The 18,176-nt window shown below is 70.5% G+C and carries 13 protein-coding genes and 4 pseudogenes; 6 read left to right on the top strand and 11 right to left on the bottom strand.

Going from position 1 to position 18,176, the window contains the following annotated elements:
• Window positions 1-23 precede the first annotated feature (23 nt).
• The 5 genes from IH68_RS0119880 to IH68_RS0119860 all read right to left on the bottom strand — a co-directional run bounded on the left by IH68_RS0119880 (window position 24) and on the right by IH68_RS0119860 (window position 9,479).
• Window positions 24-2,573: an AAA family ATPase gene (locus IH68_RS0119880; RefSeq protein ID WP_030936977.1), complete on the bottom strand. Its 2,550-nt coding sequence runs from the start codon at window positions 2,571-2,573 to the stop codon at window positions 24-26.
• Window positions 2,570-5,341, bottom strand: coding sequence for a helix-turn-helix transcriptional regulator (locus tag IH68_RS0119875; RefSeq protein ID WP_159403697.1), 2,772 nt, complete (start codon window positions 5,339-5,341; stop codon window positions 2,570-2,572). The genes IH68_RS0119880 and IH68_RS0119875 overlap by 4 nt, the downstream gene beginning before the upstream one ends.
• Window positions 5,342-5,872: 531 nt before the next feature.
• The gene (locus IH68_RS0119870; RefSeq protein ID WP_159403696.1) at window positions 5,873-6,781 is read right to left on the bottom strand and encodes a sensor histidine kinase; all 909 of its coding nucleotides are present in this window, start codon (window positions 6,779-6,781) and stop codon (window positions 5,873-5,875) included.
• 447 nt (window positions 6,782-7,228) lie between these two features.
• A complete protein-coding gene (locus IH68_RS58095) occupies window positions 7,229-8,749 on the bottom strand; it encodes a sensor histidine kinase (protein ID WP_051833559.1) in 1,521 nt (506 codons plus the stop codon).
• A 4-nt stretch (window positions 8,750-8,753) separates the two neighbouring features.
• A complete protein-coding gene (locus IH68_RS0119860) occupies window positions 8,754-9,479 on the bottom strand; it encodes a response regulator transcription factor (RefSeq protein WP_030936969.1) in 726 nt (241 codons plus the stop codon).
• Window positions 9,480-9,902: 423 nt separating this feature from the next.
• Between IH68_RS0119860 and IH68_RS0119855 the strand changes: the two genes are divergently transcribed.
• The 3 genes and pseudogenes from IH68_RS0119855 to IH68_RS49905 form a co-directional block, all read left to right on the top strand.
• Window positions 9,903-10,940, top strand: coding sequence for a helix-turn-helix domain-containing protein (locus tag IH68_RS0119855; protein ID WP_159403695.1), 1,038 nt, complete (start codon window positions 9,903-9,905; stop codon window positions 10,938-10,940).
• A 47-nt stretch (window positions 10,941-10,987) separates the two neighbouring features.
• Window positions 10,988-11,326, top strand: a pseudogene (locus IH68_RS53230) (gamma-glutamyltransferase); the annotation flags it as partial.
• A pseudogene (locus IH68_RS49905) lies at window positions 11,327-11,626 on the top strand (inositol monophosphatase family protein); the annotation flags it as partial. It lies immediately after the preceding pseudogene.
• Here IH68_RS49905 and IH68_RS58090 read toward each other — a convergent pair.
• A pseudogene (locus IH68_RS58090) lies at window positions 11,583-11,804 on the bottom strand (hypothetical protein); the annotation flags it as partial. The pseudogenes IH68_RS49905 and IH68_RS58090 sit on opposite strands and share 44 nt — an antisense overlap.
• Window positions 11,805-11,899: 95 nt before the next feature.
• On the opposite strand from IH68_RS58090, the gene IH68_RS0119840 reads away from it, so the two are divergent.
• Entirely contained in the window at window positions 11,900-12,196 is a 297-nt protein-coding gene (locus IH68_RS0119840; protein WP_030936961.1) for a transposase, read from the top strand.
• A gap of 78 nt (window positions 12,197-12,274) precedes the next feature.
• On the opposite strand, the pseudogene IH68_RS59790 reads toward IH68_RS0119840, so the two are convergent.
• From IH68_RS59790 to IH68_RS49900, 3 genes and pseudogenes are all read right to left on the bottom strand, one after another.
• Window positions 12,275-12,496: pseudogene (locus IH68_RS59790) on the bottom strand (helix-turn-helix domain-containing protein); the annotation flags it as partial.
• Window positions 12,497-13,371: 875 nt separating this feature from the next.
• A complete protein-coding gene (locus tag IH68_RS0119830; protein ID WP_030936957.1) occupies window positions 13,372-13,761 on the bottom strand; it encodes a hypothetical protein in 390 nt (129 codons plus the stop codon).
• A 27-nt stretch (window positions 13,762-13,788) separates the two neighbouring features.
• Window positions 13,789-14,013, bottom strand: a complete 225-nt coding sequence (locus IH68_RS49900) for a hypothetical protein (RefSeq protein WP_037884920.1) — start codon at window positions 14,011-14,013, stop codon at window positions 13,789-13,791.
• A 327-nt stretch (window positions 14,014-14,340) separates the two neighbouring features.
• Between IH68_RS49900 and IH68_RS56400 the strand changes: the two genes are divergently transcribed.
• Window positions 14,341-14,598 (top strand): hypothetical protein, encoded by a 258-nt coding sequence (locus tag IH68_RS56400; RefSeq protein WP_159403694.1) that lies wholly within the window; start codon window positions 14,341-14,343, stop codon window positions 14,596-14,598.
• Between the two features lie 379 nt (window positions 14,599-14,977).
• Here the strand turns inward: IH68_RS56400 and IH68_RS0119810 are convergent, their stop codons facing one another.
• A complete protein-coding gene (locus tag IH68_RS0119810) occupies window positions 14,978-15,778 on the bottom strand; it encodes an ADP-ribosylglycohydrolase family protein (protein WP_030936953.1) in 801 nt (266 codons plus the stop codon).
• A 276-nt stretch (window positions 15,779-16,054) separates the two neighbouring features.
• On the opposite strand from IH68_RS0119810, the gene IH68_RS0119805 reads away from it, so the two are divergent.
• A complete protein-coding gene (locus tag IH68_RS0119805) occupies window positions 16,055-17,173 on the top strand; it encodes a glycerate kinase (RefSeq protein WP_030936951.1) in 1,119 nt (372 codons plus the stop codon).
• Window positions 17,174-17,336: 163 nt separating this feature from the next.
• On the opposite strand, the gene pssA is transcribed toward IH68_RS0119805, so the two are convergent.
• Window positions 17,337-18,155, bottom strand: coding sequence for a CDP-diacylglycerol--serine O-phosphatidyltransferase (gene pssA, locus IH68_RS0119800; protein WP_030936949.1), 819 nt, complete (start codon window positions 18,153-18,155; stop codon window positions 17,337-17,339).
• Window positions 18,156-18,176 lie beyond the last annotated feature (21 nt).

Below are 18,176 nucleotides of genomic sequence, written 5' to 3'. Positions count from 1 at the left end.
GTGGTGCGTTGTGTGGGATCGGTTTACGGATTCACCGGAATACGGCCGTCCCGGGGCACCGCTGCGGGCGCTGCCGTGTCCGCCCGTGCCTCGTGACGCGATCCGGCCGCTTCGCGGGCCACGACGCTCTGCACGAGACGCCGGGCCGCTGGCGCCCAGCCGAGCCGACGCAGCCCGCGTTCGGTCAGCCGGGCCGCCTGCGGGGTCAGCGAGCCCAGGCCCTGACGCAGTTCGGTCCAGGCGAGCGCGGAGTCGGTACCCCAACGCTCTGCCAACCGCGACTCCTCGGCGAAGAGAACCGCCGCCCGATCATGGTCACCGCAGCCCCGAAGGGCCAGGGCCGCCAGTGAACGCCACGCCACCAGCGCCGGGTTGCCCCATTCCCGGGCCGCCAGCCGCCGGCCGCACTCCTCGGCCGCCGCCAGCGCCTGCCGAGGGTTTCCCTGGCAGAGCAGCAACTGCGCGCGGGTATACAGCACATGGATCCAGGCGCTGCTCTCCTCGGCGCGGAGCGGCAGCTCCTCACCGGCCAGTCGGTCGGCCTCCCCGTAGCGCTCCCGCACGACCAGCAGCTGGATCTGCGTCGCCCGCAGTATGGCGAGCCGGCTGGGATGCCACACCTCCGGCGGTGGCAGGGAGCGGCAGGCGGCGAGGTCGTGGGCGGCGGTGTCCGGGGCACCGGCCCGCAGGTTCAGGCGAGCGCGCAGCACCAGCCCCCACGCCACCAGCGCGGGGCTGCGGCGGTGCCCGGCCTCGGCGAGCGTGGCGTCCAGCTCGCTGAGCGCCGCGCCGTGCGCGTCGGTGAGGGACAGCACGCAGCAGGCGGTGAACCGGGGGAACAGCGCTCCGTCGAGCGGCGCCCGCAGCACCTGTCGGCACATCTCCCGCACCTCGGAAACGTCGTCGCACCGCATCGTCCGCCGCCACGCCGCGGCGGCGAGTGCGGCCGGATCGGCATCCGGGTCCGGCGGACCGTGGAGAACCGCCCCCGCGTCCTGTGCCGTGGGTCCGGGCCGGTGCACGATGTCCGACGGCCGAAGCCGGGCCGCACGCCGTATGTCCGCGGATGCTGCGCGGTCGTTGGCGTGCACCAGGGCGGGGACGTTCAGCGCCGCATCGGATTCGCCGCGTGCGAGCAGGAGGTCCCCGGCGGCTGTGCGCACGTGCGGACGGGCCTGCGTTCCGGACAGCAGCTCGGCGATGCGGTGGTCCGCCGCCTCGGGCGCGGCCATCGTGTACGCTTCGGCGGCCTCCAGCAGCACCTCGGCGCGGACGGTCGGGGGGAGCGGCTCGCGCAGCGCACGCTCCAGCAGTTCCGCCGCCTCGGTGTGGTGGCCCCGCTCCAGCCGGGTCCGGGCGGTGCGACGCAGCACCGAGGAAACCCAGGGCTCGCCCAACACCATGGTGTTCAGCAGCAGCGCGGTGAGCACCTCCTCGTCGGCGTCGCAACGGTGCGCCCAGCGGGCCGCCTCCACGTGCAGCCGCCTGCGCTCGTCGCCGTCCATACCGACCAGCAAGGGGGCCGTGTCGTCCGTCAGCCGCAGCCGCGGCGGTTCGCCGAAGTCGATGAGGCCCTGCACCCGCAACTCCCGCAGGGCACCGGGCAGTTCGCTCTCGTCGAGGCCCACGAGGGCGGCCACCCGGTCCACCGCGACCAACCCCCGGCAAACGGCCAGCCCCCGCAACAGCGCAAGCGGTCCCGCGGCCAGCTTCGCCGCCGACTCGGCCGCCCGCGCCGCTCGCGCCGCGGCGATTTGCTCGGTGAACGCGGTCCTCAGCCCGATGTCGTGTCTCTCGCCCCGCTCCCGGCGCAGCTCGCTCAGGACCCGCCGCAGCAGCCAAGGACTGCCGTGGCTGAGCCGGGCGGCCCCTTCCCACCAGATGCCGTCCGACGCCGCCGGAACGGGCAGTCCCGGCGCGGCGCACATCGCGCGCACCTCGGGGGCGCCGAGCGGTCCGAGTTCCAGCCGCAGCTCCGTACCGTCCCGAAACGCGGCCGCCTGGTCGAGGAGTTCGGCGCAGGCATCGGGGAACTCCCCGCGGGCGCTGGTCACGGTCAGCAGCACCCCCAGCGGCACCGAGGCGAGCCGCCGCAGCAGTCCCGCGATCACCTGAACCGACTCCGGGTCCGCCCACTGCACATCGTCCAGGGCGAGAAGCGTCGGCCGGTGCGCCGTCGACTGCAGCGCGCGGCACCACCCCTGCACTGAGCCCTCTGCGGACGCCGCCGCCGCGAGGGACGGGCCGGGCGTCGTCGACCGAGGCGGTATCAACTGCCGTACCAATGCGAAGGGAACGGGAGAGGACGGAGCTGAGCCCTGTGCGGTGAGGACCTGGATGCCGACGGCCCGGGCGAGGGCCGTGCCGTGCCGCAGCAGCCGGGTGCGCCCGCTGCCCGGGCTGCCGTGGATCACCGTCACAGCCGGAGTGCCGGCGCCGAGCCGAGCTGTCATGTGGACCAGCGCCGCCTCTTCGGCCTCCCGCCCGTACAGCGGTGCCAGGTCGTCCCGGGCGGCCCGCTCGCGCAGGGCACGACTGCAGGGGGCCGGCCGACTGTCCGATGTGCCGCTCATCGCTCCACACCATCCGGTCGGGACGCACACACGCCGGGCGCCTCCCGCAACACGCCCACGAGTTCCTCCCGGCCGCTCACGCCGAGCTTCTGGTAGGTGTGGGTCAGATGGAGCTCGACCGTGCGCCGGGTGATGTAGAGCGCCTCCGCTATCTCCCGGTTGGAACGGCCGGCCATCGCCAGGGCGGCGACCCGGCGCTCACGTTCCGTCAGGGCGTCGCCGGGGCGGCCGGTGAGCCGACGGGGCCGGCCGCCGGCCTCGGCGAGACGGAGCCGAACGCCTTCCGCGGCGTTGCCCGCCCCGCAGCCGATCATCAGGTCCAGCGCGGTGCGGAGCCGGGGCCGGGCAGCCAGCGGGTCGCCGTCGTCCAGCAGGGCCGCGCCCAGTGCGTATTCGGCGCGTGCCCGCAGCAACCGGGCCGGGGATTCGGCGAGTTGGGCACATGCCTGGTCGAGGAGCCGGTGTCCGGCCCGGCCGGGCGTGGCCAGACCACGGGCCAGCAGGGCCAGTCCGGCGCCGCGCGGGGTGTCCCAGCGGGCGACGAGTTCGCTGCCCCGAGCGGCGACCCGGCACGCCTCGGCCGGTCGGCCGAGTTCGGTCAGCAGGTCGGCCGCCTCCAGCCACCACGGCAGGACCACCGGTGACTCCGAGCCTCCCGGGCCGAGCACCCGGCCGCTGGAGCGCAGGGCGACCAGGGCGCCGCGCAGGTCGCCGCGGGCTCGCCGTACGGCTGCCGTGGCCCACCAGTACATGGGGTGGACGTAGAACAGCGGCTGAAGATCCGGGCCGTTGATCTCGCGGAGCACGTGCTCGGCGGCGGCTGTCTCGCCGCGTTGGGCGAGCACGTAGGCGAGGATGACGGCCGGAGCGGCGGCCGGGCCGTCGCCACTTCGGCGCGAGAGTTCCAGGGCCTGTCGGCCATCGTGTTCGGCCGCGGGCAGGTCACCCGTGCCGCTCAGCACCAGTGCCCGGACCATGAGCGCCTGGACCCGGCTCGGATCGAGTCCCTGGCGGACCGGGCGGCGCAGGAGCCGGTCGAGGGTGGCGAGCGCCGTGGTGGTGTGGTCGGTGAGGTGCGCAACGACGGCGGAGGCGATCAACGACAGGTCGTCCAGCGGGGTGCCGGAGGCACCGGAGGCCATCGGGACGGGGGTGTCGGCCGGGGCGGCGGGCAGGCCGCTGAGCATCGACAGCGCGGCGCGTGCCAGCCGCAGGCGCCGATTGCCGGGGCTGTCGGTGGCAGGCTCGACGCATTGCTGAGAGCGCTCTCTGAGCCAGAGTACGGATGCGGGCCGCAACGCCCCGCTGAGCAGCAGGGCCGATTCCAGGGCCGGCCGGCAGTCCTCCGGGACGGTGACCGCTCCGGAGCCGGCCGGGCGGTCCAGGAGCTGGGCGAGCAGTCGGGCCGCTTCCTCACTGAGCCCGAGGACGAGGAGGGTGTCGGCGTACCGCAAGGCGAAGTCGGCCAGTTCCCGTCCGTCGGTGCTGCTGGCCAACAGCGTGCTCAGATGGCGGAGGGCGACGGCGGGGTCGGTGGTGGTGAGTGTCTCCGCCAGCCGGGCCCGGATACGGCGCAGAGTGCGGGTGTCCTGGCCGATACCGATGTCCAGCGCGTGCGAAAGGTAACGCACGGCGCCACCGGGCGAGTCGGCGTCCAGGGCCGCGCTGTACAGCGCCTCCAGCATCCAGGGCTCGGCGCCGTACCGGATCCGCAGGACGACGTCCGCCACCTGGGTCGGTGGGCGCCCCGCGTCCTCCAGCAGCCGCGCGGCACGGGCATACAGCGGAAGGAGGTCGTCGCTCGATATGCCATGCGGTACGTCACCGGCGGATCCGCCGGTGCCTGCTCGCAGAGCCTCGGGGGGCAGGATCCGGTGCCCGGCGAGGTGGTCCATGGCCCGCCGTACGTCCGACACGGGCATCCGGATCAACTCGCTGACGAGCTCCGGGTCGGTGGAGCCGAGTGCGGCCACCGCGGACAGGACCGCGGCGGCGGAACCGGACAGTGCGCCGGGACCTGTCGGCGCGATCCGGTCCGTGCCTCCCCCCGTGTCCCTGACGGCATTCGTGCCGGCGTGCCGGTCGGCGAACGCGTGGACGGCCGCGGGTACGCCCTCCGAGTGCTCCAGACATCGCCGCAGCAGCGCCTCGTCGGGTCGGCGGCCCATCCTTTGGGTGAGCAGCTCGGCGACGTCCGCCGCGGGCAGCGGCTTCAACTGCAGTGGTGTCCAGGCGTGGTGGGTGAGCAGCGAGGTGACGGCGGGGTGTTCGGTGACACCGGAAAGAGTGGGCACCGTGATTACCGGCAGCAGGGGCAGCCCGGTGGACCTGCGCAGCACGTAGTCCAGTGCGCGCAGGGAGCGCGGGCGGCACAGGTGCGCGTCGTCCATGGCCAGCACCACGGGGCCGCGCCGGCAGAACTCCACCACCGTCTCGTGGAGCCGGGGGGAGGACAGAGGCCCGCCGTGGACCGGCGCTTGAACGGCGGCCGCGTCGGCCCGTGCGGCACCGACCGTGCCGTACCAGGTTCCGTCGACGGGGCCGGCGCGCAGCACCGTGGCCCAGGACCCGACGGTTTCGCAGAAGGTCTGCAGCAGTGTGCTGCGGCCGATACCCGCCGGTCCCGTCAGCATCACGGCGGGGGTCGGCCCCGAGCCGGCCCGGGGCATGAGGCCGATCAGCGCCGAGAGCAGCGCGGACGCGCCTGGTGGTGGTTCACCCTGGGGCGGCGGGTAATCCGTCGGCAAGGCAGCCAAAGAGGAGTTCACGGTGCCACCGAATGTTCTGTGGGGGACGGACACTTGATGGGCTCTGTGCGAGGTGGGACGGGGAAAAGGCAGGCGCTTTGTCCGAGGGGATGTCGGCGCTTCAATCTCGGATCCTTGCAGTTAGACAATGTCCAGGATCGTAGCCGATCTAGCTTCTTGGCTGTGTCTGTTGTGTGAATTACTGGCCGGCCTGAATGTGCTGACGGGTGTCGCGCCGACTTCAGGAGGACGAGATGTCACCTGTTGCGGCGCGGATTTGTGTCTTGTTCATCCGATCCGTCCCGTTATTGCGACATGCAAGGCTGGTCAGGGGGCGGTCTGTGGGTGTGGTGCGCGTCTCGGTCGAGTTTGTAGGATATGTGAAGAGGGGGGAGGTGTGGCGTTCGATCCATCCCTTGCGGTCCGGTCCGAGAGCGCCCTCGGGTCGGGAGAATTTGCGGCCGAGGGTGGGGAAGCGCTTTGTTTTTCCATCAGTTGTCGACTCCTGCCCATGGATTTGAGAAGCCGCCGGGGCGGACGTCGTCGTGTGACTCAGGCAGGTAGTCGAATGCGGAACCATGCCCCGCGGTAGGTGGAATCGAGGGTCACCTTGCCGCCGTGCGCGGTGACGATGGCCGCGACGACGCTCAGTCCCAGGCCGTTTCCACCACCCGCGGCATCGTCCGGAACGTGGGCGGCTGTCGCCTGCCTGCCATGGACGAACCGCTCGAAGGCCGAGCCGCGCAACTCGACAGGTACGCCCGGGCCGTCGTCGATCACCTCGATGACCCGGTAGCCCTCCTCCGTGCCCAGGCCTACTGCTGTGCGCGTGCCATGGGGCGTGTGATGACGCACATTGGCCAACAGGTTGGCGACAGCCTGGTAGAGGCGGTCCCTGTCGCCGATGACCGAGTGGTTGCCCGGCAGTATCGTCAGCCGGATCGGATGATGCGGGGAGCAGGCCCGGGCGTCGGCCACCACTTCACGGCAGAGGCGTGCCAGGTTCACCGGTTCACGACGCAGCGGTTGGCCCAGGCCGATCTTGGCGAGCAGGGCCAACTCGTCGAGGAGTGCCGACATGCGGCGGGCCTCGTCCGCCATGCGGGATATGGCCAGGTCGAACTTCTCCACATCGGCCAGGCCGCCCATTTGGGCCAACTGGATATAGCCGGAGATCGCGGTGAGGGGAGTGCGTAACTCGTGCCCCGCGGTGGCGAGGAACTCCAGCAGCCGATGCTCGGTCTTACGGCGGGTGTCGCGCTCCCTTCGCAGCTGGGCGCCCAACCCGAGACCCGCGAGTAACGGCAGGAGTATCAGCGCCAGTCTGAGGAGCCCGTGCGGAACGGGGACTCGCAGGGCGGATCCGGATTGCAGGAAGTAGGCGACCACGGGGAACAGGACCCCGATCACCACGCAACCGCGCCGGGACCGTGCCGCGTTCGAGAGGCGGAGTGTCGACACGCCGCTCTGCTCACGGGTCCGTTGATGGTCCACTAACCGTCCGATCAGCGTCGCGGCATCGAAGCTGCGCGAGAAGAAGCCTTACTTGGCCGCACCATACCCAAGGTCGGTTCATATCAGGGGTGATCAGTAAGACCGGCGTGGTTCGCAGCGCTACTGCCATTGACAGCCAGACACGCACATGTCGGAAGGGTGGAGGGCCACCTCGACGGCAGGCCGAAAGCACTGCTCAAGGCCTCCGCCGGTGTCCCGGACCGCTCCGGTGGCCTGCCACCTGGCCTTGCCTCAGCCTCGTCGCGGGGCTACCACGCCGCGGGTCGTGTCCGACGAGCCCGGCCCTCGAAGACTAGGGGAATCCCTGAAACCAGGGGAATCCTTCGTTCTGCTACCTGCCGTGCCGCGGCTGCCCGGCCGATGTGGTGAGGGGGGACCCTGTCCGGCTTCGGCTCAGGGGAGCGCCACCGGTGGCGTCGCGTCGACGCGGCGCCGCCCTTCGAGGGCGGGCAGGCTGACACGGAACCACGCGCCCCGCTCGGACGGTTCGAGTCCGATGTGACCGCCGTGTGCCTGGACCACCGCCGCCGCCACACTCAGCCCCAGTCCGCGGCCCGGGCTGGGGGCCGGGCCCGGCGCTGTGGCGGTCTCCGCGCGGAAGAAGGGCTCGAAGATGCGCTCCCGCACGGTCTCCGGGACACCGGGGCCGTCGTCGATGACATCGATGACATGCCGGTCTCCTTTCAAGTGCAGCCGAACCTCGGCCGAGGTGTCCTCGGAGGTGTGGACACATATGTTGGCGAGCAGATTGCCGACCGCCTGCTCCAGCCGGCGCCGGTCGCCCGCCACCAGATGTGTGGCGGACTCCACCACACAGGCCACGGTGCGCCGGGCGCCGGGGGGCTGAGCGTCGGCCACCGCCTGGACGCAGAGCTCGGCCAGGTCAACCGGACGCTGTTCGAGTATTCGGCCGTGACTCGCCCGGGCCAGCAGCAGCAGATCCTCGACCAGGCAGGTCATGCGCGAGGTCTCCTGTTCGACCTGCTCCATCGCCTGGTCCAGGCGGTGTGGGTCGTCCAGCCCCCCTAGCCGGGCCAGTTGCGCGTACCCGGTGATGGCGGTGAGCGGAGAGCGCAGTTCATGACTGGCGGCGCCGACGAGTTCGCACAGCCTGCTCTCCTCCTGCCGGTGTCGCACGGACCCCTCCTCGATGCGGCGCAGCAGGTAGTTGAGGGTGTCGGCCGTACCCTGCAACTCCCTCAGCGGCTGCGTCACGACCGGCATGCGCTCCAGCGGCTCATCACTGCCCTCCGCGATCCGCCGGGCGCTGCGCGACAGGTCGCGCAGAGGGGCCAGGACCGATCGGCTGTTCCGAAGGGCGCCGCACAGCAGCACGGCGATCAGAGGGATGCTGATGGCGGTCTCGATGCCCACCAGTGTCTTCACGGTCGCCTCGTCCGAGGCCGTCGACCGGGCGGTCACGAGGTAGGTACCGCCCGGCAGGCGGCTCACCATGGCCCGGGCCGATCGGTCGGCCACCGCCGCGGGACGGCCGAAGGCGGCCCGTTCGCGCAACTCCGCAGCCGGGATGGGCCGGTTTCCGATGAGGGACGTGGCCCCGGTCGAAAGCCGTACGGCACCTTTGGCGTCGATCACCACGGATGCGGATCCGTCCATGGCCGGCAGCAGACCGTTCCCCGCGCGCAGCGCCTGCAGCCGGAAATGGTGATTCTGGACGATCTGCTGGTCGGTGTGGTCCCGCAGACAGTACGAAAGCGTGAGCACGCAGGAGACGCCGGCGCCGAGCACGCCGAACGCGGTGGTCGCGAGGAAGCCCCGAGTGAGCCTGCGCGACAGGAACTTGCCGGTCTTGCCCGTCTTGTCGGACCGGCGGGACATGCGCTTACGGGCCGTGTCGGACCGGCCCGCCCCGCCCTTGCGACGGCTCTGGGCGGCGCCGGCTTCGGTGGGCATCGCCTCAGCCCTTCGTGAAATGTGTGGAAGGCGTCGTGCGCAGCAGATAGCCCGCCCCGCGAACGGTGCGGATGAGCTTTTGTTCGGTGTCGCCGAGTTTGCGACGCAGATAGTAGATGTAGGTCTCGACGATGGCCGACTCACCCTGGAAGTCGTAACTCCATACGCTGTCGAGCATTTGTGCCTTGGAGATGACCTGGTCGGCGTTCTCCAGCAGATATCGCAGCAACGCGAACTCCGTGGAGGACAACTGCACCGGCCGGCCGTGCTGCCAGACCTCGCGGGTGTCCTGGTCCAGCTCCACCCACCCCGCCCGCAGCCTGGGGCCGTTGGACGGTGTCAGCTCGCGTCCGCGGCGCATGACGGCCCGGATCCGTGCCACCACCTCGTTGAGGTCGAACGGTTTGGTGACGTAGTCGTCGGCGAGTTCGAGGCCGCGGACCTTGTCCTGCACGGTGTCCCGGGCGGTCACGAACAGGACGGGGGCGCTGACACCCGCCTCCCGGAGGCGCCGGCAGACCTCGAAGCCGTCCATGTCGGGCAGCACGACATCCAGCAGGATCACATCCGGGGCGTGCTGAGCGGCTTGAGTGAGCGCCTTGGCCCCCCGGTCGGCGGTGACCACCTCGAATCCGAGGAACTGCAGCGCCATGGTGAGCATGGAGGCGATGCCGGACTCGTCCTCCACGACGAGCACAGTCGTCTTCGCGGACGTGTCGCTCTTGTTCATCGTGTGCGCACCATGAAGTCGGTCGAACCCGTTGCCGTCGAAACCTTCGGCCTGATCAGGGGGGATGGAGGTCGCATGCCCTCGTGGTCATGATGGCACAGGGATGATCCCTTGGCTTCGTACTCCGATCGCTTTCTGACCGGACTTTGATGTAACTCTGAACTTTGTGGACTTGGCTGTCCGGACATGACGACATGCGCGGGGGCGATACCTGACCTTCACCCACTGTCCGCGTCACAGGGGGACGACGAAGTCGATGACGCGCGCCGCAGAGTCCGATGGGAGATCTTCTCGGCCCTGACCGAGGTGGTGTCCGGCCATGGGGAATGGAGCGCGCAGAGCGTCGCTCGCATCCGCGCCGAAGGCCGGGCGTGGGCGCAACGTGGCGGGTCCGTCGACGAGTTGCTCAGCATGGTGTGGGGCATGACGCGTCACCTCATCAATCGCTGCACGGTCGGCGGACATGGCCAGGATGCTCTGACGCACGAGGTCATGGTGCTGAGGCTGGGTGACGCCGGCCGCCGGGTGGGGCGGGAACTGAACTGTGGCTTCTTCCAGTCCGAGAGCGACCCCGAGACCGACCCGGTGTCATCGGGGCGGGCCCCCGTGCAGCGCATCCCCGAGCGTGCCGCCGGGGCCCGCGCGATGCTGGCCGTGCACGGGCCCTCCTGCACGCTCGCCGACATCGACCAGGCGTTCCGGAACCATGCCGCCGCGATGGTGCTGGCCTCCGACGAAGGCGTTCGTGTGGTGCTGCCCGCGGCCGATCAGGACGAGGCGGTCGCCGTGGCCCGCAAGGCGCATGGCGACCTTCCGGGCGATGTATGGATCGCGGTGCACTGGCAGGCCTCGACCCCCCACGCCCCGGGGGTGCAGGCCGTGCCGGACGCGGGTGGAGTGTCCGTCGCGGACGGCATCTGTGCCACGCTGCTCGCGCTCGCCTGCCCGCCGGGCGTATATGAACTCGACGACGTCCTGGTGGAGTACGGCGCCGCGGAGACCCCGGCCGTCTCGGAGCGGCTGCTCGCCATGGTGGAGCCGCTGCACGAGCACCCCGTGCTCTGGGACACCCTGACCGCCCTCATTGCCGCCGACGGTGTCCGTCATCGTGCCTGTGCGCGCCTGGGCATCCACCGCAACACGCTGGACCGTCGTCTGCAGCGGATCGCGCAGCTCACCGGCCAGCGCCCCGACGGTCTGCGGGGCCTGTGCACCCTGCGGGCGGCCCTCGCCGTGGTCGCCGTGACCCGGCTGCAGCGCAGCGTCGGCTTCGGAGTCCCCGCGCGGCATGATCCGAACCGGCCAGGTGTGACCGGCAACCGGTCAGGTGTCGGGCTGCGTGAGGTACGGCATCTGTGGCCCGGCAGATGTCACGAGATCTCGGCCGCGGCGAACGACTCCTCGGCGGTGGCCGGTTCGCCTGGTCCGAGGCCCGGTACCGCGGACAGGCCGGTGCGATAGACAGTAAGACGGAGATTCACCGACGTTCACAACCGCCGAGGTCAGATATTCGATTCACGACTCGTCCCACCCTGAGCGGCACCTTCGGCATGGTGTCCTCCACCCACTGGCTGGCCTCGCAGTCGGCGATGGCCGTGCTGGAAGACGGTGGGAACGCCTATGACGCGGCTGTGGCGGGTGCGTTTGTGCTGCATGTCGTCGAGCCGCATCTCAACGGTCCGGCCGGGGAGGCGCCGATCCTGCTCGCCCCGGCGGGCGGCGAGGTGCGGGTGCTGTGCGGGCAGGGCGTCGCGCCGGCCGGGGCGACGGTCGCGCACTACCGGGGGCTCGGCCTGGAGCTGGTACCCGGGACGGGGCCGCTCGCCGCCGCCGTACCCGGCGCGTTCGCGGTCCGCAAGGCGGTCGCGGCCGAGATCATGCCCCGCTTCCGGTAGCTCGCCGCGCACGAGGTCGACCAGAAGAGCGGACCGCACAACCTGGTGACGGACGCCGACCGGCTCGCCGAGCAACAGCTCACCAAGGCCCTCGGCGCCCTGCTGCCGGGCTCGGTCGTGGTCGGCGAGGAGGCGGTGCACGCCAACCCGACGGTGTACGAGGCGATACGGGGCGACGCGCCGGTGTGGATCGGCGACCCCGCCGACGTCACCCGTCAGTTCGACCACGGCGACACCGGCTTCTGCACGCTAAAACCCCGTTCTTAGAGCTACCCCTGGAAGGGGTCAGGAAGTAAACCAGCGGAGGACCGATGACCACCGCCACAGCAGCGCTCACCGCCCGCGATACGAGTGCCTGGATGACTGCTCCGGACAGTCCGATCGACAGGGCGAAGCGATAGCTGACCTGGTCGGCGAGTACTCCGCCAAGAGCTCGTAACACGATCTTGTTGAGGTGCCCTGGTCGGGCGTGACCGATGTGACGGTTCGGCCGTTCGGGAGGGTGTGAGTGCTCGGCCGTGGATCGTGGATGACGACTTGTGGATGCTGATCGAGCCGCTGCTGCCTCCGTGGCCGGAGAAATCACCGGGGCCTCGGCCGGTGGCGGACCGGCTGTGTCTGCAGGGCATCCTGTACGTGCTCCACAACGACATAGCCTGGCAACTCCTGCCCCTGGAGCTGGGCTTCGGCTCCGGGCAGACCTGCTGGCGGCGCCTGGAACGCTGGCAGCAGGCCAGCGTCTTCGACCAGCTGCACCGAATCCTGCTCGCCGAACTCAACGCGACCGGCGAACTGGCATTCGCCGCCGCTCTGGCACCATGAGCCTGCATCGTTGCGACGATCATGCGAATCCACCTTAGAACCCAAGCGTCGGAACTGGGTCACGATTCACGCGTCGCCGACACCCCAGCGGGCGGCGATGACGTGAATGGGGATGTCGCAGAGGGCTGGATCGACCAGATCGCGGCACGCGCGCTCCAGGCGCTGGCGGCGGATCCAGACAGCCACCGTTTCTTCGTGATGCTCAAACAGGCGATGCAGGTAGCTGGTGGAGATGTGGTGCGCGGCGGCGATGGTGCGCAGTGTCAGTTGTGGGTCGTGCAGGTGCGCTTGGACAAAGGCATCGCGCCCGGAACTCCGGAGGATAGGGACGAGGCATGACTGCCAGCCTTCCGTGAAGGGCTGTCAGTTAGCCACCAAAACTGGAACCTCAGCGGTGGGGCAGGTCAAGAATGACGAGGAAACTCCGCACTGGCCGGCCACTGCGAAAGAAGCGGCCGTAGTCGTGCGGGCGACTGTTGCGCCGCAACTCACGGCTGACCGTCGATGGAGCCCGCCCGAGCAGACCGGCGCCGCTCGCCGGCGGATCCGAGAGCTGGAAACCGAGCTGGCGATCGTCCGGCAGGCGGCGGAGTTCCTCGGCGAGGACAAGCCCCGCCAGAGCCTTGGTCCCAGGGGAGACTCTGTCGCGCTTGCTGCGGCAGCCGGCTGAGGACACTGATCAGGGCGTCGCGCAGTTGGCTGGCCGAGTGCCCCTCGGGCAGCGCGAAGAAGTCCCAGTTCCTGTCCATCCGTGCCATCCGCCAGGCGAACTCGTCCTCGCCGAGCCCCGAGTCCCCCGAGCGCCGGGAGGGGCGGTCCTCCGTCGTTCCATCAGCAGGGACCGCCACCAACTTCATGGATGCGGAGAGCGTGGACGGCGCTTGACCGCGTAGTCGGGTGAGAGGTCCTGCTTATTCGAAGAGGACCGAGTATGGATTCAGAAACTCTCGCCACGTGGGCCACTGCATTGGCCGCTGTGGGCTCACTGGCCCTTGAGGTGAAGGACGCTTGGCCGAAGAAGGACGAAGACTCTAGTGACGGCACTGAGGCACCGGATGAGGAACCGCTCGCTCCGGAAGAGGACCAGGGATAGTACCGAGTAAGGGGAAGCAGGCGCTCTGGGTCGTCCGCCGGGAGGCGGACGACCCCTGAGTAACTCAGGGGTTAGGTGTATCTCACGGAGCGAGGTCGAGCACCCGGACGCCGGCCCCGTCCCAGGCCTTGGGCTGGACGGTGGCGACGCGTGCCCCATCCAGGCGCTCGGGGCCGGGCATGGCCACATGGTGGGTGTGGCACCAGCCCAGAGACCGCTCGTGGCCCGAGGCGGCCAAGACGGCGGCGAGATCGAGCGGATGAAAAACCACCTGGTCGAGCATGCCGAGGTGGCCGGCGAGTCCGGTGCGTACCCGGTCCGCTTCGGTGAGTGTGGCCAGCGCGACGTGGACGCGCCAGGCCCCGGTCTCGGCGGCCTGGTACAGAAGACGGGAGGCCAGGGCGTTGCCTGAGCCCAGAGCGAGCAGCGCGCTGTCGTCGAGGACTACATCGACAGGGGCGACAGGGTTCACGCGGCGCTGCCGAGCCGGCGCGTGAGCTCATCGTCCGCTGCGCGGTCCTGCTCGGGATCCGGGGCGTAGCCGGAGAGCGCGCGCGTGCAGGACTTCGAGGGTCTTCGCGACCTGCTCGTCCCGCTCGCTCTGGGTGAGGGTGTGGGTGGCGAATTCGCCGACGAGTCCCGCGATCGTTGTGCCCTTCTCGGCGGCCAGGATCGCCAGCCGGTCCCGGACACTGCTCTCGACCTTGATCGTTGTGTGTGCCATGCCTGACAGAATGCATCGGGTATACCCGCCCGGGGAGGCGATTGAGGTAGCTGCTTGCGCCTCCCTCGGTCAGGGGTTGAGGGACGGTCGGTAGGTGTGATTTCGCAAGCGAGAGCTCCTCATGGCTGCCGTACAGCGCGGCGAAGTCGACGTCATCATCGTCTACATGCTCTGGCGGAACCGGCGCGAACGGGCCGAGGGAATCGAGATTCTCCGCAAGCGCGAGGTGTCCGTGCTGTGCGTCAAGGGCCCCGAGTTGGACCTCACGACGGCCGCTGGCCGCCTCCTCGGCGAGGTCGAACAGATGCCGAGCGGGAGCAGCGGGAGATGCGCCAGCGCGTCAGCGGCCTGCCGCCGACCGGGCCGCGCTGCTTCGGATACACCGCAGAGTGCGCGGAGCTCGTCGAAGACGAGGCCGCCGAGGTCAAGGACTGCTTTCACGCGCTGCTCGCCGGAGCGGCCCTCTCCGGCATGGCCGCCGACCTCAACGAGCGGGGCATCCTCAACTGCAACGGCACTGCAGCTTGGCCCGCGCTTCGAGCGCGGCGGGGTAGAGGCTGCCGGTGGTCGAGATCGCCGAGATGATGTCGTCAAAGTCGCTGCTGGCGTCTGCCGTAGTGGTGGCGGCCGTTTTTTGGTGGGGGCCCGATCGCTGGCGAGCGAGAAGCCGGGCCTTCGGTATGTGCTGGATGGACTGGCCCCTGTCGGTCTGGTGCTGGAACACCGGCCTGGTGGGGGCCGCTTCTAGGCGGCGATCGGCTTCGACTCGGTCGGCTTGCGCCGGAGCAGGGCTTTCAGGCGGTCTCGCTGCTCGGGGGTGAGTGGGGGCGCCTGGTCGCCGGTTCCTGGGCGTAGCGCCGAATGTCGGCGATCTCCGCAGCGGTCAACGCCATCAGTGAACTCCTCACCAAGGCGTACATCCCAACGAAGTCTGGCGTGGAGGTCATCCAGACCAGCCCGGCCTCTAAGGCTCGGCCTGCGCCAGCTGCACCGTCCGCTCCGCCAGTTCGCTGATGCGCACCCCGTCGAAGCCGAACACCGCGCTGCGGACGGTGTCCTCCAGTGGCTCCTTCCACTGCACCGGAATCGCGTCCGCCCCGGTCAGCACGCCCGCCACCGAGCCGGCCGTCGCCCCGTTGGAGTCGGTGTCCAGGCCGCCGCGGACGGTGAGCGTGATGGTGCGGGTGAAGTCGCCGTCGCCGTACAGGAGGCCCGCGGTGAGGACGGCGGCGTTCGGGATGGTGTGGATCCAGCCGAGCCCGGCGGTCTCCTCGGCGACCGTCGTGAGCGTGTCCTCCCAGGTCATCCGCGTGTTGTCGTACGTGGCGGTCAGCGGCGGCTTCAGCCCGTTGGCGAGATTGCGGTACGTGGCCCGCTCCGCCGTGAAGGTCTGCAGATACGGCAGCCGCAGCAGCCACAGCTCGCCGACCTGCTCGGTGCTGAAGTCGAAGCCGTGCGTTTCCAGGAGGTCGAGGCCGAGGATCGCGTAGTCGACGTCGTCGTCGCGGCAGCTGCCGTGGATGCGGCCGCGCACGCACTGACGCCACTCGGGGCGCAGTTCGAAGCCGTCGCTCTCGTCGGCGGGCTCGGGGAGATAGTCGGTGAGGGGCAGGGCGGCGGCCTGCCGCAGATAGCGGTCGATCCGGTCCCGCGTCCACAGGTCGCCCTGCTCGACCGGCTTGCCGAGCATGTTGCCCGAGATCCGGCCGAGCCAGCCCCCGAGGATGCGGTCTCCGAGCTCTGGCTCAGTGCCCACAGGGGTCATAGCAGAAGGTTTACCCAATTTGGGCGCAGGCTGCGCGGGGTTCGACAAGGGGTGCGGGGAACTGCGCGACCAGCCACGATGATGTTGCAGACGAAAGACGGCACATCGCCGCCCCGCGGCGGAGCCGCCCGTCAGTGCATCCCGCGGCGCGCGGAGTGTCCCAGGGTCCGGTCACGGAATGACGCCGGCGGCATCCGCCGGTTAAGGTCGCAGCGGCGCGACTGGCCTTGACATGCGCGAGGCCCGGAGAGCAAGGGGAAACAGGTGACACAGCGCGTGCTCATCGCCGCGGACAAGTTCAAGGGGTCGCTGACGGCCGTGCAGGTCGCCGAGCGGGTGACGGCCGGGCTGCGCCGGGTCGTGCCGGAGCTCCAGGTGCAGTCGCTGCCCGTGGCCGACGGCGGTGACGGGACCGTGGACGCGGCGGTCGCGGCCGGTTTCGAGCGGCAGGAGGTGCGCGTCGCGGGGCCGCTGGGCCACGAGGTGACGGCGGCCTTCGCACTGCGCGCGGGCACGGCGGTGGTGGAGATGGCGGAGGCGAGCGGGCTGCAGCGACTGCCGGCCGGCGTCTTCGCACCGCTCAATGCGTCCACGTACGGCTCCGGCGAACTGCTGCGGGCCGCGCTGGACGCGGGCGCGCGCACGATCGTCTTCGGCGTCGGCGGCAGCGCGACCACCGACGGCGGCGTCGGCATGCTGTCCGCGCTGGGGGCACGGTTCCTGGATGCGGACGGGGAGCCGGTTCCCCCGGGCGGCGGCGGACTGAGCGAGCTCGCCTCCGCCGACCTGTCCGGCCTGGACCCGCGCCTCGCCTCCGTCGAACTGGTCCTGGCGAGCGACGTCGACAACCCGCTGACCGGCCCGAAGGGGGCACCCGCCGTCTACGGCCCGCAGAAGGGCGCCTCCCCGGACGACGTGGAGACCCTGGACACGGCCCTCGCGCACTACGCGAAGGTCCTGGAGGAAGCGGTCGGCGCGAAGGCGGCGGAATTCGCCGCGTCCCCGGGCGCGGGGGCGGCGGGCGGCATCGGCTACGGCGCCCTGCTCCTCGGCGCCGGTTTCCGCCCCGGCATCGAGGTGATGCTCGACGTGCTCGGCTTCGCACCGGCGCTGGAGTGGGCCGACCTGGTGATCACCGGCGAGGGCTCCCTGGACGAACAGACCCTGCACGGCAAGGCTCCGGCCGGTGTCGCCGCCGCCGCACGCGCCGCGGACAAGGAGGTCGTCGCGGTGTGCGGCCGCCTGGCACTGCCGCCGGACGCGCTGGGGCGGGCGGGAATCCGACGGGCGTACCCGCTGACGTCCGTGGAGCCGGACGTCGCCAAGTGCATCGCGGACGCCGGACCGATCCTTGAGCGCGTGGCGGAGCAGATCGGCCGGGACTTCCTGACCTGAGGGCAGGCATCAGTCAGCCCGTCCGGCGTTTGAGGACGAGGCCGTCCAGTCCGACAGCGGGGGTCCGGGGGCGGCAGCCCCCGGACGACGCCAACGCCAAGTACGGCCACACGAAGGGCCCCGAACCAATGGTTCGGGGCCCTTCGCCGTCGTACAAGCGCCGCTACGGCAACTGCGCCGCCCGCGCCTCGCGCCGGTTGTCGCGGAAGTTGTTAACCCGGCGAGCCGTGGCGAACAGGGGAATCACCGCACCGGTGACCAGCTGGAGTGCACACCCCGTCTGGAGGAGCAGCTGGCCGCTCGGGGCGTCGAACGCCCAGGCCGCCAGCAGGCCCATCGACACGACGATCCAGGACAGCATCGCCACCGCGAGACGGCCCCGCGGCTTCGGGTACTCGACCCGGCTCACCATCAGCCAGGCCGTGCCCAGGATCGCCAGGAGGGTCGCCACGAAGGGCAGCTCGAGGAGCACGATCGAGACCACAGTCAGCGCACCGAATGGCGAGGGCATGCCCTGGAACATGCCGTTCGGGACGGTCACGCAGGAGAATCTCGCCAGACGCAGCACGACGGCCAGGAGCACCACGATTGCCCCGACCGCGGCCACCCGCTGATGTGCGTCGTCCGCGACCATGCCGTAGACGAGGACGAAGTACGCCGGCGCCAGACCGAAGCTGATCAGGTCCGACAGGTTGTCCAGTTCCGCGCCCATGGGGGAGGAGCGCAGCTTGCGTGCCACCAGGCCGTCGAACAGGTCGAAGACCGCCGCGCAGAGCATCAGGATGACCGCCGTGGCCGCGCTGTGGCGGGCCATGCCGGTCTCCTGGTCGCCGGTGAGGTGCGGGATCAGGATGCCGGTGGTGGTGAAGTACACCGCCATGAAGCCGCACGTGGCGTTGCCGAGGGTGAGGGTGTCCGCTATTGAGAGGCGGAGAGAGAGGGGCATCTCCTCCTCTTCGTCCACCTCGTCGGCCTCGGGCACCCAGCCCGCCTGGGTATCAGG

The sequence above is a fragment of the Streptomyces sp. NRRL S-646 genome, assembly GCF_000720765.1.
Taxonomy (GTDB): domain Bacteria; phylum Actinomycetota; class Actinomycetes; order Streptomycetales; family Streptomycetaceae; genus Streptomyces.
This window is presented reverse-complemented; position numbering and strand designations above follow the sequence as displayed.